9 protein-coding genes are annotated in these 15,513 nt (G+C 58.5%); all 9 read left to right on the top strand.

Annotation, left to right across the window (positions count from 1 at the left end):
• Positions 1–92 precede the first annotated feature (92 nt).
• The 9 genes from SH410x_RS21945 to SH410x_RS21905 all read left to right on the top strand — a co-directional run bounded on the left by SH410x_RS21945 (position 93) and on the right by SH410x_RS21905 (position 15,359).
• Positions 93–428 carry an ArsR/SmtB family transcription factor gene (locus SH410x_RS21945; protein ID WP_473670751.1) on the top strand — a complete coding sequence of 112 codons (336 nt, stop codon included), beginning with the start codon at positions 93–95 and terminating at the stop codon, positions 426–428.
• A 115-nt stretch (positions 429–543) separates the two neighbouring features.
• Positions 544–1,092, top strand: coding sequence for a rhodanese-like domain-containing protein (locus tag SH410x_RS21940; protein ID WP_473670749.1), 549 nt, complete (start codon positions 544–546; stop codon positions 1,090–1,092).
• Complete coding sequence (locus tag SH410x_RS21935) at positions 1,080–1,904, top strand: sulfite exporter TauE/SafE family protein (RefSeq protein ID WP_473670747.1); 825 nt, start codon at positions 1,080–1,082, stop codon at positions 1,902–1,904. The genes SH410x_RS21940 and SH410x_RS21935 overlap by 13 nt, the downstream gene beginning before the upstream one ends.
• Before the next feature lie 32 nt (positions 1,905–1,936).
• Complete coding sequence (locus SH410x_RS21930) at positions 1,937–3,367, top strand: MBL fold metallo-hydrolase (protein WP_473670745.1); 1,431 nt, start codon at positions 1,937–1,939, stop codon at positions 3,365–3,367.
• 575 nt (positions 3,368–3,942) lie between these two features.
• Positions 3,943–4,422: a bacterioferritin gene (locus tag SH410x_RS21925; RefSeq protein WP_473670744.1), complete on the top strand. Its 480-nt coding sequence runs from the start codon at positions 3,943–3,945 to the stop codon at positions 4,420–4,422.
• Between the two features lie 135 nt (positions 4,423–4,557).
• Positions 4,558–5,676 carry a DsrE family protein gene (locus tag SH410x_RS21920; RefSeq protein WP_473670743.1) on the top strand — a complete coding sequence of 373 codons (1,119 nt, stop codon included), beginning with the start codon at positions 4,558–4,560 and terminating at the stop codon, positions 5,674–5,676.
• Between the two features lie 221 nt (positions 5,677–5,897).
• Positions 5,898–7,007: an efflux RND transporter periplasmic adaptor subunit gene (locus SH410x_RS21915; protein WP_473670742.1), complete on the top strand. Its 1,110-nt coding sequence runs from the start codon at positions 5,898–5,900 to the stop codon at positions 7,005–7,007.
• Positions 7,008–7,038: 31 nt separating this feature from the next.
• Complete coding sequence (locus SH410x_RS21910; protein WP_473670740.1) at positions 7,039–10,401, top strand: efflux RND transporter permease subunit; 3,363 nt, start codon at positions 7,039–7,041, stop codon at positions 10,399–10,401.
• A 341-nt stretch (positions 10,402–10,742) separates the two neighbouring features.
• Entirely contained in the window at positions 10,743–15,359 is a 4,617-nt protein-coding gene (locus SH410x_RS21905) for a DUF6797 domain-containing protein (protein WP_473670739.1), read from the top strand.
• Positions 15,360–15,513 lie beyond the last annotated feature (154 nt).

Here is a 15,513-nt window from a genome sequence, read left to right as displayed (position 1 = left end):
ACATGAAAATTCGCATTTGGATCACAAAAGACTTGTTGACATATCGCGACCTGCCGATATATTGAATGTAACAGCCTTCGGAGAATCGAACGATGACGACCAAAACCACGACCGCAAAACCTACCAAGCCGCTCGGTACCGTCGATGACTTTGCCCAAGCCGCAGAGTGCTTGAAGGTCCTCGCGCACCCTGTGCGGCTGCGAATCGTGCAGCTGTTGCTGCATGGCCGGTATACGGTCGGTGAATTGGCTTCGGATTGCGGTGTCCAAGACAATGTCGGCTCGGATCACCTGCGGCTGTTGCAACGCTGTGGTTTTCTGACGAGCGAACGGGAGGGACGCAAGGTTTACTACCAAGTCGCTGAGTTGCACCTGGCGCAACTGATGGCCTGTATCGAAGGGCGATTCCTGCCCAGCACAGCCGAATAGCGATCCATCACGGGCGGTCTGCGGACTGCTTTTTTTAGCCTGACATATCGCCGCATGGCGAGGTCAGAAGGTGTCAGTTTCTAAGACAATATTCAAATCGAAGCGGGGTTTTCAGATGCAAACGATTGATGTGAAGCAGTTAGCGAGTAAGCAGGGCGGTGGCGAAGTCGACTTGATCGACGTGCGGATGCCAACGGAATATCGCGAAGTCCATGCCGTGGGCGCGAAGAACTATCCGCTCGACGCCCTCGATCCGAAAGCGATCGCGGGGGCTCGTAACGGTCGCGCAGAGGAGCCCTTGTATGTGATCTGCAAGAGTGGAAACCGCTCCAGCAAGGCGGTCCAGAAGTTTCTTGATGCGGGCATCGAGAATGTGGTCAACGTCGAGGGCGGAACGAACGCCTGGGTCGACGCGGGATTGTCCGTCGTGCGTGGTAAGAAGGGCGTTTCGCTGGAACGCCAGGTTCGTATCGCGGCCGGCTCGATCGCCTTGGTCGGTTCGGTGGCCGCGTTGGTCACGGGCAACGTCTACTTCGCCGGTATTCCGGCGTTCGTCGGCGCGGGGCTCACCTTCGCGGGCATCACGGACACCTGTGCGATGGGGATGATGCTGTCCAAGATGCCTTGGAATAAGTGTTCGGAAAGCGGGTCATGCTCGGTATAGCGATCCTCTTCGGCTTGATCGTTGGCTTTGCACTGGGATTGACCGGTGGCGGTGGCGGCGTGTTCGCCGTGCCGTTGCTGGTCTACGGACTGGGGATCGCACCGCGTGAGGCCGTTGGCATCTCGCTGGCGTCGGTCGGCGGGACGGCATTGTTCGGTGCGGTGCCACGCATGGTGCGGGGCGAAGTGGAACTGCGAACGGGACTGTTGTTTGCTGTCGCGGGGATGGTGGGAGCACCTTTCGGAGCCTACCTATCGAAGCTTATTCCTGAGCATGTGTTGTTGGTTTTGTTTGCGTTTTTGATGTTAGTGGTGGCCTTTCGCATGTGGTCGAAGGCGACCAATCCGAAGGTTGCCAGCGGCGTCTGCGTGAGCGAGAGCGAACCGGGCAGTGACCATAGCGCCTGCCAGCGAGATGCAGACGGGAAGCTGCGGTTGACGTCGAAATGCGTTCGGCTGCTCGTGTTGGTCGGCCTGATGACAGGCGTCCTGGCGGGCATGTTCGGTGTGGGCGGCGGCTTCGTGATCGTTCCCGCTCTGGTGCTCTTCAGCGGCATGGCGATTCATCAAGCCGTTGGTACCTCGCTGTTCGTGATCGTGTTGGTGAGTGTTAGCGGCGTCGCCTCACACTTGGCTGCGGGCATGCCGCTTCCGCTGGAGGTGACGATTCAATTTATGATCGGTGGGTTTGCGGGCATGTGGCTTGGCGGGGTGGTGGCCAAGCGATTGAAGGGGCCCACTCTTCAGAAGACGTTTTCCATTGCGGTCGTGTTCGTCGCGATATTCGTGATCTACAAGTCGGTCGCTTTATAACTCAAGTCCATTTTCCATAGGGGAAACAAAGTATGTTGCTCAAATATTTCTACGACCAAAAGCTCGCCCACGCTTCGTACATGGTCGGTTGCCAGCGAGCTAATGTTGCGATCGTTGTGGACCCAGGCCGCGATGTGGATCAGTACATCGAAATGGCCGAGCGTGAGGGCGTCAAGTTGGTCGCGGTCGCTGAAACTCACATCCATGCCGACTACGTCTCCGGTGCACGGGAGCTTGCCGATCGCGTGAATGCGAAGCTATACGTATCGGACGAGGGGACGGCGGACTGGAAGTATCACTACCTCGATGGCTACGACAGTGAATTGCTGCATGACGGCGATCACTTCATGATTGGTAATATCCGGTTTGACGTCATGCACACTCCGGGGCACACGCCCGAAAGCATTTCGTTTGTGCTGACCGATCAAGGCGGTGGCGCCGACAAGCCCATGGGGATTTTCACGGGTGACTTTGTCTTCGTCGGCTCGATCGGACGGCCGGACTTGCTCGAGGAAGCGGCTGGATTGATGGGCACAGCCGAACCGGGTGCTCGCGACCTGTTCCACTCGATCGAGCGTTTTAAGTTGTTGCCCGACTACCTGCAGGTCTGGCCCGCACACGGCGCCGGCAGCGCATGCGGCAAAGGGCTCGGAGCGATCCCCTCATCAACCGTGGGCTACGAAAAGCTGTTCAATCCGGCGCTGCAATTCACTGACGAAGAGAAGTTCGTCCAATACATCCTGGCCGATCAGCCCGAGGCTCCGAAGTATTTCGCGGTCATGAAGCGGGTCAATAAAGAGGGGCCCGCGATCCTGGGAGCCGACCATCATCATCAGATGCTCGACACCGGCGAATTGCCTCAGGCTCTCAAGTTGGGAACCGTGGTCGACCTGACGCCGTCACCGGAGTTTGCCAAGGGGCACGTCCCCGGAACGATCAACATTCCGTTGGGAATGCTGTCTGCGTGGGCGGGATGGTTGGTGGATTACGATCGCCCCACCTACCTGATCTGCCAACCGGAACAGTTGGAGGAAGCGGCCCAGTTGCTGCACAATATCGGCGTCGAGGACATCAAGGGCGGATTCGATGCCAGCGAAGTGCGACGATCCGGTTTGGCCGATGAAGTCTACGCAACAGGAACACCGGCAGACCTCGCACCGTCGATCGAAGCCGGCAGTGTGAAGCTGATCGATGTGCGGTCCAACGACGAATGGAACGAGGGTCACATCGAGCAAGCCGAACATCGCTTCTTGGGTCGACTACCGATGCATTTGGACGGGCTGCCACACGATAAGAAATTGGTCGTTCAGTGCCGCAGCGGTGCCAGGTCTGCGATCGGCGTCAGCGTATTGCAAGCCGCGGGATTCAAGGACATCATCAACCTCACCGGCGGATACACGGCATGGAAAGGCGACGGATTGGCGAGCGTGAAAGCTCAGCCTGCCATGAACGCCCAAGCCTAAGCGGGTTTGGGAAATTATTCCGCGTAGCCGCATTCGCCGGTTGGGCGTTCGCCCCGGTCGAACACGAGGACCGTGGCCGATGCCACAACGGCTGATCGAACCACACGATTCCCCTAACCTGTCCAATAGGATGTTGATTCAGTCGGGATTTGAAGGGCAATATTGAGCCGAATGCCGTGAGGCATCGGGTAACACGAGGCACCCGACCGCTCACGCGACTCGGCCCCTGAAATCAACACGCCGCCCGGCAATCCGTTCGATCGTCGGACATCACAGGAGATCCCCAGGGAAACGACGCTCTGGCCTTTATCGGCCGCCTCAGCGACTGTCGTTGCGTGGTCAAGACTCCGTCGTTGACACTTCACACGTGCCAACAAGCTAAACTAACCACTTGTGCAGAAGTTTTTGAATTGAATTAGCCGATGGGCGCTAGCCCCGGTTGTTGACGCGTTCCGCGTTTCACGCGGTAACCGGGGTCCGCGCCCATCGGCTAATTTCTGGATGCTATCCAAGAACTGATGCGCAGGTACTCAACCACTTCAATTTTCACTACCTCAACCTCCGAGAATTAGAACATGTCTAACAACACGACCATCTCAAACCTTCAACGCGCCTTGTCGATGGAACTGACCGCAGCGCACCAATACCAACTCCATGCATGCGTGCTCGACGATTGGGGCTTGGAACTTCTCGCGACACAAATGAGAGCAGAGATGCAGGAAGAGCTGGGCCATTCAGAATTGTTCATGGTCCGGTGCTTGTTCCTGGGAGCGGATCCTATCGTCGTCATGGAGAAGCAACCCGTCCGTGCCACTTCGCTCAAGCAGATGTTTGAGCTTGATCTCGCGGATGAAAAAGAAGCGATCGAATTTTACACCTCGGCATCGTTCCAGGCGCACGACGATCGAGACATCGGATCGCAGAAAATCTTCGAACGGATCGCATTGGACGAAGAGGGCCACATGAGCTGGCTCGAATTGCAACTCGATCTGCTTAATCGAATGGGCGAACCGGCATTCATCTCCAAGTACATGCCTGCATCCCAAGCCGAATAGGCTTGGCGACAGCGAGACATTGAAACCCGTCGAATCAAAAGTCGCTACCGTCGCCAGACGGTGGTGTCCACGTTCGGGCGAACATCCGACCCGCCGACCTACCCCCCTCCGTTTTTCCTGTTAAAAAGTGAAACCATGAATCGTTTACTCCTTTCAACGCTCGTGTTGTTGTTGGTGACTTCACTGCCGAGCTCGATTTTTGCTCAACAAGGACAGGGGAAAGGACAGGGGGCTGGCCCCGGCGGTGGCCGTGGTCCCGGCGGTGGCCAAGGCATGGGACGCGGCATGGGACGGGGCATGGGACGTGGAGCTCAACAACACTCGCAGGGGCAACCGGGCGGGCAAGGGCAGCATGGGCACGATGATCGCCACGATGAAGATCGCGACGTGTTTCATTACTTGTTGCAAAACCATGACAAGATAACGCGAACCGTCAAGGAACTTCCCGACGGCGTCGAGACACTCACCGAGTCCAGCGTCCCAGAGGTCGCTGAGAAGATCAAAGAGCATGTCGAGTGGATGGAGTATCGCGTCGAGAACACCAACCCGATTCGGATGCGGGATCCGCTCTTTGCGGAACTGTTTCAGCACACCGACAAAATCAAGTTGGTTCACACGGACACCGACAACGGCGTCCGGGTGACGGAAACGTCCGATGATCCGTACGTTGCCAAGCTGATTCAAGCGCATGCCAAAGTCATCACTGGATTTGTCGAACATGGATTCGCCGAAGCGATGAAAAATCACTCGGTTCCCAGCAGCAAAGCGAAGAAACCGCACGCAGCCGCACATCCCGTCATCCTCGAACACGGTTCGGTCGTGCAGCTCGCCGATGCGGCTCAGCAGCCTCGGCCGGGTTCGAAGCTGCTAGTTGACTTGACGGCTGGTGGTGATCCGAAACAGATCAACGCTGGTTTGAAGAACGTCGCGAAGTACGTGAATATTTACGCCGGCGCGGGTGCCGATCCAGCCACCGTTCAAATCGCGGTCATCTTTCACGGCGATGCAACGCTCGCGGTGTTGAACGCTGACGCGTATGCGGCTGAGTTCCAGACGAAAGGGAATCCGAACCTAGCCTTGTTGCAAAAACTGCACGAATCCGGCGTCGAACTCTATGTCTGCGGTCAATCATTGATCTCGAAGGGGGCTCACCCAGAGGACGTTGCCATCGTTGTCGACACCGCCGTGTCGGCATTGACGACGCTTGTCAATCTGCAATCGGACGGGTACTCGTACCTCCCGTTGGCGAATTGACGACGGTGCCCCGCGGCACGAACACCCGACGTCAGCACCGGTGCAGAAGTTTTCGTGTGAAATTCGCCGATGGGCGCTAGCCTGGTTCTCGAAACGCTCCGCGTTTCACGCGGTAACCGGGGCCAATGCCAATCGGCGAATCTCGGGGTTCTATCCCAGAACTTATGCGAATGTGCTTAGGTCGGTCGATTTTGAGTCCACCGAAAACGGAAGGGGAGGCGATGAATTTTAAAAAACTGAGGATCGGGTCACGCGGCTCGCTACGAGTCTTGATGGTTGCCGTGGGGCTTGTTGGATTGGTTCTGGTCATCGGTTGGCTGTCCGGCATGTTTGAGCAAAAGGTACCGCCCGGACATAGTGAGCGCACCGTGCGGCAGCTTGCCGGCGAGCCGACGGATGTGGTTCATGAGATCGAAAAGTCGACCATCGAAGAAGCGATCGGAACGTTGAAAGCTTCCAGTCGCACAGTCGTGTCGTCCAAGATCATGGCAACGATCAACGAGATCACCGTTGCCGCGGGCGATGAGGTGAGCGAAGGGCAGGTATTGATTCGGCTCGACGACAAGGAATACCAATCACGCCTCGACCAGACGAAGCGGTCACTCGATGCTGCGGTCGCTAACGGCAAGCAAGCGGAACAGCAATTCCAAAGAATTCAAACGCTGAGCAAGCAAAATGCGGCCTCTCGTTCAGAGTTAGATAGTGCATCACGCGACGTGCAGGTGACGATGGCGGAGGAATCCCGCGCGATGCAGGCGGTCTCGGAACTCGAAACCATGCTCTCCTATACGACCATCAAAGCACCCAAGAAGGGACGGATCGTCGATCGCAGTGCGGAACCTGGAGACATGGCCAGGCCCGGTGTGCCAATCCTCACTCTCTACGATGCCACCTCGCTGCGACTGGAGGCGCCCGTGATGGAGCAGTTAGCGGTCAAGCTTCGAGTTGGCGATCAATTGAGCGTTCTGGTCGATGCGCTCGACCGCGAGTACACCGCAACGGTCGATGAGATCGTTCCCCAAGCGGACGCTCCGAGTCGATCCTTCTTAGTCAAAGCGTCTCTGCCCAAGTCCGAGGATCTCTACGAAGGCATGTTCGGTCGCCTGTTGATTCCCGCCGGTGAGCGGCGTCACCTGTGCCTGAACACCGACGCGGTGATCAGCGTCGGACAACTCGATTTCGTGGACGTCGTTCTACCCGGTGGCAGCATCGAACGTCGACTGATCAAAATTGGCCAGTTAGGAATGCCCGGCCGACAAGAAGTCCTCAGCGGTGTTGACGCCGGCGAACGGGTGTTGATTCAGCACGGGGTGCAGTCCGATGCCAGATAACGCTGAGCAAGACGAACCTGTCGTTCCCCTCATGACGCGAATCGTCGAAGTCTTCTTGCGAGGCGACGTCGCGGTGCTGCTGGTACTCGTATCGCTGATGCTCGGGGCGGCAGCGCTGGTACTGACGCCGCGCGAGGAAGAACCACAAATCGTGGTGCCGATGGCCGATGTGTTCGCTTCGGCACCCGGCTTGTCGGCAGAGGAGGTGGAACGTCAAGTTACCGATCGACTTGAAAATCTGCTGTACCAGATCGACGGTGTCGAATTCGTGTACTCCACGTCCCGACCGGGGCAGAGCGTCGTCACGGTGCGATTCTATGTTGGCGAAGATCGCGAGGATTCGCTCGTTAAGATCTACAACAAAATCAATTCCTCCGTGGATTTGATTCCTCCCGTCGTCGAGTCGTGGGTCGTCAAACCGATCGAGGTCGACGATGTCCCGATCGTGATCGCGACATTGTGGTCGGACCAGCCACAGCGATATGGCGACCACTCATTGCGGCGGATTGCCGAAGAGGTCCAGCATGAATTGCAGGGTATCGAGAATACGAATCGAGTCGAAATCGTTGGCGGTCGCCCGCGGCGGATCACAGTCAATCTCGACACCCAGCGTTTGGCCGCGCATGCGACCTCGCCCTTGCAAGTCTCACGGGCGCTTCAAGTCAGCAATGTGACCGCTCGTAACGGAAGCTTCGAACAGCAGAACACGCAGTTCAATGTCGAAACAGGCACCTTCATCCAAAGTGTCGACGACTTGAAAGAGATTGTCGTCAACGTCGCCGGTGGCCGGCCGGTGTACCTGAAGAACGTTGCCACGGTTGTGGACGGGCCAGCCGAACCTGACAGTTATAGCTGGATCGGGTTTGGAGCGGCGGACGACGAGCATGGAAACAAGACAGACGTGTACCCTGCGGTTCAAATTTCCGTCGCCAAACGAAAAGGGGCCAACGCGGTCAACGTCGCCCAGGCCGTCGATGCCAAACTCAGCGAACTGACCGCGTCACACTTACCCGACGGCGTGCATTTCCGGATCACTCGCGACTACGGCGAGACGGCCAACGAAAAAGTCAACGAACTGATCGAAGGGCTTGTCGTAGCCGTGTTGACCGTCGTCGGGCTAATCGGTGTGACCATGGGTTGGCGTCCGGCGCTGGTGATCGCGCTCGCCATTCCGGTTTGCTATAGCCTGACCTTGTTCATCAATTTGATGGTCGGCTACTCCATCAACCGGGTGACGATGTTTGCGTTGATCCTGTCGCTTGGTTTGCTCGTCGACGACCCGATCACCGACGTCGAGAATATCGCCCGCTACTTCACGACGAAGGTTTTGTCGCCGCGGCAGTCTGTGCTGCGCGCCGTTCAGGAAGTGCGGCCCGCCCTGATCCTATCGACCCTGGCGATCATCGTCAGTTTCCTGCCCTTGGCATTCATCACGGGGATGATGGGGCCTTACATGGCACCGATGGCGCTCAACGTGCCACTCACCGTGGCCGTGTCGACGATGGTGGCGTTCCTGATCACGCCCTGGCTGGCGATGGTGTCATTGAAACAGATCAATGCATCCGCGGGCGAAGAAAGCTCCTACGATTTGACGAAGAACCCACTGTATCGTCTATCCCGTTGGTCGTTGACGCCGATCTTACGCGGCCGACTGGCCGCGTGGAGTGTGTTGCTGCTGGTGACCGCTCTGTTCTTCGCCTCGTTGATCCCGCCCGTCATGCGATGGGTGCCCGTGAAGATGTTGCCTTACGACAACAAGAACGAGTTTCAAATTGTCGTCGACATGCCTGAGGGGACGACGCTGGAGCGGACCGATGTGGTGTCGCGGCGGCTGGGCGCGTACTTGGGCGGTTTGGCGGAGGTGAAGGACTACGAAATCACCGTTGGCAAATCTTCGCCGATGGATTTCAACGGGCTGGTTCGACATTACTTCCTGAGGGAGGGCACCCATGTCGCTGACATTCGTGTGAATTTGTTGGCGAAGGAACAGCGCGTCCAACAATCCCACGAGATCCTGCTGCGCATTCGCGACGAGATCACCGCGCTCGCCGAGTCGATGGGGGCGAATATCAAGCTCGTCGAAGTTCCGCCGGGGCCCCCCGTGTTGGCGACGATCACGGCGGAAGTCTATGGGCCACCAGAGGGGAACTACGCCACGCAAATCGGCGCGGCACGCGCGGTGCTGGAAAGACTGAGCCATGAGCCGGGCGTGGTGGATTTGGACGTCAGCGCCGAAGACGATCAAGTGCGTTACGTGTTTGAAACGGATAAGCCCAAGGCGGCGCTGTCGGGCATCTCAACTCAGACGATTGCAGACACCGTGCGCACGGCGTTGAGCGGGCACAAGGCAACGGTGCTTCACTTGCCCGGCGAAGTCAACCCATTGTGGATCGAGTTGCGTCTGCCACGGGCGAGTCGCTCGGCGTTGGATGACTTGGAAGAGGTGTACGTCCAAGGTGAAGGCGGCCAAATGGTGCAGTTAGGGGCGCTCGGTAGCTTTCGCGAGACGATTGAGGACAAGTCGATCTATCACAAAAATCTTCAACGCGTGGTCTATGTCTATGCGGAAGTCGCTGGCCGACCGCCGGCCGATGCGATCGTCGATGTGCAATCGGATCAGACCCCTGCGGCCGCAGGTGCCGCAGTCGGCCGGACAGATCCCGCACACGAAACGTCTGGCCGCAATCTCAGGGATCGCTCGTGGCTGTCGCTGGGGGGTGGCATTGCGTGGAGCGTCCCGGCCGGCTACCGCGTTGAGTGGGCGGGCGAGGGCGAGTGGGACATCACGTTGGATGTCTTTCGTGATCTTGGACTCGCCTTTGGAGCGGCACTGCTGGGCATCTTTGTGGTGCTGATGTTCCAAACCGGTTCACGAACGCTGCCGCTCCTGATCATGTCCGCGATTCCACTCTCGATGATCGGGATCATGCCAGGGTTCTGGGGGCTCAACGCGATCATGAACCATCCCGTCGGCGGGCATCCCAACCCCGTCTTCATCACCGCCACCGCGATGATCGGCATGATCGCGCTGGCGGGAATCGTCGTGCGGAATTCGGTCGTCTTGATCGACTTCATTCATTTGGCCCAATCGGAAGGTTTCGATCTCCGAGAGTCGATCATTCGCAGCGTCGCGATCCGCACGCGACCGATCCTCCTCACCGCCGGCACGACGTTGCTGGCCAACTGGGTCATCACGCTTGACCCGGTTTTCTCTGGACTCGCCTGGGCGATCATCTTTGGGATCGTGACCTCCACCTTTTTCACCTTGATTGTGATTCCCGCCGCGTACTGGATCCTGTACCAAGACGCTGAACAACCGGACGCTGAACAACCGGACGCTGAACAACGGGACGCTGAGCAACCGGACGCTATGCAACCGGACGCGAGCGTGTGAACGACCCCACGGCAAGCGACGCGGTTTCGACGTTTCCCTCGGATTTCGGGGGCCCTTCCCGCCCTGCGGCCGCGCACGCGTTGGGGGAACGGGATTTCACGTCAAAGGGCTCTCGGTCGCATCCCCGACTCCGATTAAAATGGTCGAGCCCCTACGTGGCGAAGCGAGCCACCGATGCCAAGGGTCGTTTGCCGGGTGAGTCCGTTCGTTACGATGAGGGCCTGCTCCCGCGGGTCCGAGGCCACCTGTTCAGGGACGTCGGCCGTCCAAGGCGACCCAATTCGGGTCATCGAGCGTTCAAACTGCATCCGCCCACCCCACCAACGAACGAATTATTTTCTGTGATCGACAAACCAATCGTGCGCAAGGCAATCGCCCTCTGTGTGCTGGGCATGCTTGTTTCTGGCGTTGTGAGTCAACGAACGACGCCGGTCAGTGCCGCAGATGGCACCGAGGTGCTCGACCGCCATCACCTGGTGGCTTGGTGCATCGTTCCCTTCGACGCGAAACATCGCTCACCGGCGGAGCGGGCGGCGATGTTGAAGGAACTTGGCATCACTCGTTCGGCGTACGACTGGCGTGCTCAACATGTGCCGGAGTTCGAGCAGGAAATCCAAGCGTACCAGCAGCAAGGGATTGAGTTTTTCGCGTTCTGGGGAGTGCACGAAGAAGCGTTCCAGTTGTTTGCGAAATATCATCTGCACCCTCAAATCTGGCAAACGCTTCGGGAGGGCGACGGAGACACCGAGGCAGCCAAGGTCGAAGCCGCGGCGCAACAGATGCTTCCGCTGGCGCGGCGCACCGCGGCGATGGGATCGTCCCTGGGGCTCTACAATCACGGCGGCTGGGGCGGGGAACCGCGGAATCTGGTTGCGGTGTGTCAACGTTTGCATGAGCTCGGCCAAGATCACGTTGGCATTGTTTACAATTTCCATCATGCGCACTCACACATCGCGGACTGGGCCGCATCGTTCGCGCTGATGAAGCCGTTTTTGCTCTGCTTGAATCTGAACGGGATGAACCCGAACGAGCAACCTAAGATTCTCGGCATTGGCAAAGGGGCACACGAATTGGAGATGATTCGGGTGGTGATTGAAAGCGGTTATGATGGCCCGATCGGGATTCTCGACCACCGCGACAACCTCGATGCTCGCCAATCACTGATCGAGAATCGCGATGGGTTAGCTTGGATTCGCAAGGAACTCGAAACACGCGGCAGCGGAGGTCCGCTCCCACCCACACCGCAACCCTCCGCGGCACCGGACCTGTCCGACGAAGCATCTTCCGGACGCCTCTTCCCGGGCTCGGACGCGTATCGTACGCCACCGATCACCGTCGAAGTCCGCGCGACCATCCGGCGAAGCGATCGCTTTAATATTTTAGTGGCGAGTGATTCCAAAAGGTCTACCGATCACTGGGAGCTGTTCTCAATGAGTGGCAATGGTCGGTTGACGGCCTACCTGCCCGGCAGGGTTCCTGATCACGTGCGTTCCAACGAGATGATTTGCGACGGGAAACCGCACACGCTGTCGATGATCTACGAGCAACATCGCGTCCGCCTCTACGTGGATGGGAAACAGGTTGCCGACCAGCAAATGGTTGCCACTGACGGACGGGTGAGCGTCCCCGGCCCCCTTGGCATCGGGCGACTCGTCGAGGGTCGTTTTACATGCGACGGGGAGATCCATTGGCTGCGTATTTCCCAAGGAGTGCGTGAGATCTCGGGCGAGGCGGTGGTCGAGGTGACCGACGATGCGTCGACGCTGAAGTTGTGGAACTTCGAGAGCGAGAGCGGGGCGGGGACGCTCCCTGCGAGTGATCCCACTGAACGTCCCGTTGAGAGTGCCGAGATGCAAGAGAGCATCGGTCAAACGGAACTGCCATACGATCCAGCGGAGGTTGCCAGACTCGTCCACCAAACGCAACTCTCGGGCGACGCGATGCGAGGCGCGAGTGTCTTTGCCGATGCGAAACTAGCCTGCCTGTCATGCCACAAGGTCGGAATGCAAGGCGGAACGATCGGCCCAGACTTGTCCGTGATCGCGAAGGATCGCACGTTGAATCAGATCGTCGAGTCGATCCTCTGGCCTCATCGAGAGGTGGCACCCGAGTACATGACCTGGAAGATTTTGACGACCGATGGCGACATCGTGACGGGGTTCCAACATCGCTCGAACGACGAGTCGTTGGTGGTCCGAGATCCCTCATCGGACAAGTTGATCATCGTGGCGAAAGACGAGATCGAAGAGGAGATGGCTGCGGGGTCGGTGATGCCCGATGGATTGACCGCCGCGATGTCACCGCAACAGCAACTGGACCTGATTCGATTCTTGGGCGAGTTAGGACGTGACGGGCAGCCGCTATCCGAATCACTTCAGCAGGTCATCGCTCACAGCCAGATGCACGGCCCGATGGAGTTCCCGCTGACCAACGCGCCACTGCAGCCCGCGAATTGGCCGCATGCGACGCAGCGGGTGAATCGAGACCGTGTGTATGACTTCTATACAAAACAAGCCGAGTATTTTCGTCAACAAACGCATCTGCCGATGCTGATCGGTGCCTACCCGGGACTTGATGGTGGCGAGCAAGGACACTGGGGTAACCAGAGTGAAGCGGATTGGGCCGACGATCGCTGGAACGCGACACAACTCGGTTCACTGCAAGCCGGAGTGTTTCGAGCCGACGGCGGGATCACGGTGCCCCGCGGCGTGTGTGTTCGTCTCGGGGACGAGGGCGAAATGTCAGCCTGTTTCAACCCGGAGACCCTGTCCTTCGATGCCGTTTGGACCGGCGGTTTCGTCAAGTTCAGTTCCGTTCGCGAGGGGTTTCTCGGTGGATTGCGGCCCGCTGGAACACTGATTTCGGTGCCGGCGGGAAAGACGATCGATGGTCCCTTTCACTACCATGGCTTTTATCGAAGTGGCAAACGAATCGTTTTTTCGTACACGATCGGCGAAGTGAAGTATCTCGATTCGGCCTGGGTGGATGACGGCGAGTTTGTTCGTGAGGTCGCACCCGCGGAGGAACATCCCCTGCGGCGGATGACCGCAGGGGGACAGCGACAATGGCCCGAAGTGATTGAAACGGAGATCATCCCTGGCACTCAGCGACCCTATGCAATCGATACGATCGAGTTGCCCTATGAAAACCCCTGGAATGCACTTGTCTTCTGTGGAGGGCACGACTTCCTCGACGACGGGACTGCCTTCGTCTGTACGATGCAGGGAGACGTGTGGCGAGTCAGTGGGTTGAATTCCAATACGGATTTGGCGGGCGAGACGCAACTGGGTGTGGCGCGTTGGACGCGGTTTGCAGCGGGGCTGCATCATGCACTGGGGTTGGTGGTGGCCGAGGGGCAGGTCTACGTTCAATGCCGCGATCAATTGACGCGGCTGACGGATCTGAACGACGACGGTGAAGCCGATTTCTATGAGTGCTTTAGCAACGCGATGATCACCTCGCCCGCCGGGCACGATTTCATCTGTGGTTTGCAACGCGACGAACAAGGTCGTTTCTACACCGCGTCGGGCAATCAAGGCGTGGTGCGTATTTCGCCCGATGGGCAGACCGCAACGGTGATCGCCACCGGTTTCCGTAACCCCGACGGCGTCGGGATGTTGCCCAACGGGACGCTCACGGTGCCCGTTTCCGAAGGCGGATGGACACCCGCGTCGGCGATCCATGTCGTCGAGTCTGACCCTTCGCAGGCCGCTGATCGTCCCCCTCATCACGGATACGGCGGTCCACGCAATGGCGAGCCGCCCGAATTGCCGCTGGTGTTCCTGCCGCGCGGGCTCGATAACTCGAGCGGCGGCCAAGTCCACGTGGACAGCGACTCGTTCGGCCCCCTGGCGGACCAGTTGTTGCATTTTTCATTCGGCGCCGGCGCGTGGTTTGGCGTGCTTCGCGACGAGGTCAACGGTCAACTTCAAGGCGCGGTGATCCCACTGGCCGGCGATTTTTTGTCGGGCGTGCATCGCGGTCGCTTCCATCCGCTCGATGGGCAGTTGTATGTCTCCGGAATGTCCGGATGGGGATCGTACACCCGCGACGATGGTTGCTTCCAACGGGTTCGCTTTACCGGTGACGCCGTGCAATTGCCCGTCGGGTTCCACGCTCATGAGAACGGGATCCGCATCGCGTTTGCGGAGCCTCTTGATGCCCCCGTTGCCGCGGACCCGGCACAGCATTTTGCACAGTGCTGGAACTATCGCTACAGCGGCGGGTACGGATCACCCGAGTATTCGAGCACGCACCCGGGAACGGCGGGCCACGATCCCCTGCGCATTCAATCGGCCCACGTCCTGGATGATGGTCGTTCGCTGTTTCTCGAAATCCCTCAACTGCAGCCGGTCAACCAATTGCATTTGCGAATGCACGTCAATCTTCACGAATCGTTTTCCTGCAATCCCGCTGGCGGTGACCACGACCTCTTCGTCACGATCCATCAACTCGATAAACCCTTCACCGATTTCGAAGGCTATCAACACCACGAAAAGCAAATTGCAGCGCATCCGCTGCTCGTCGACTTGGCGTCGATGACCCAGCGCACCCCCAATCCATGGCATCGGAAAATTGCCAACGCTCGCCAAGTAAAAATCGAAACCGGCAGCAATCTCAGTTACGTCACCCGCGAATTCACTGTCCGTGCCGACGAACCGCTGGCCCTGACGCTCTCGAATCCCGATGTGGTTCCCCATAACTGGGTGCTCGCTGAGCGAGGTGCGCTGCGACACATCGGTGAGCTTGGCAACCAGATGATCGCAGATCCGCATGCCTTCGCTCGGCAATACATCCCACGCTCGGATCGGATCCTCGCCCACACGGACATCGTGACTGCCGGGCAAGAAGAGACGATCTACTTTGTCGCGCCAACGACGCCCGGTCGGTATCCGTTCCTGTGCACGTTTCCCGGTCACTGGATGGTCATGAACGGAACCATGATCGTCACCGAATAGCACAGAGAAAATGGGAGGCAGGCGAGCGAGTTTCGCCCTCCCCGCGTCTGGGCCCGGCGCAGCGGCACCGATGCGGTCCGTTGGTGGGAATCCGAGCTCGCAGAGACCGACGCTTTGATATTTCGCTGGTTCGCATGAAATCTTGCTTCCGCCC

It is taken from the genome of Rhodopirellula sp. SH410 (assembly GCF_055811895.1).
The sequence above is the reverse complement of the archived record's forward strand: the minus strand, read 5'-3'. Positions and strand labels throughout refer to the sequence as shown.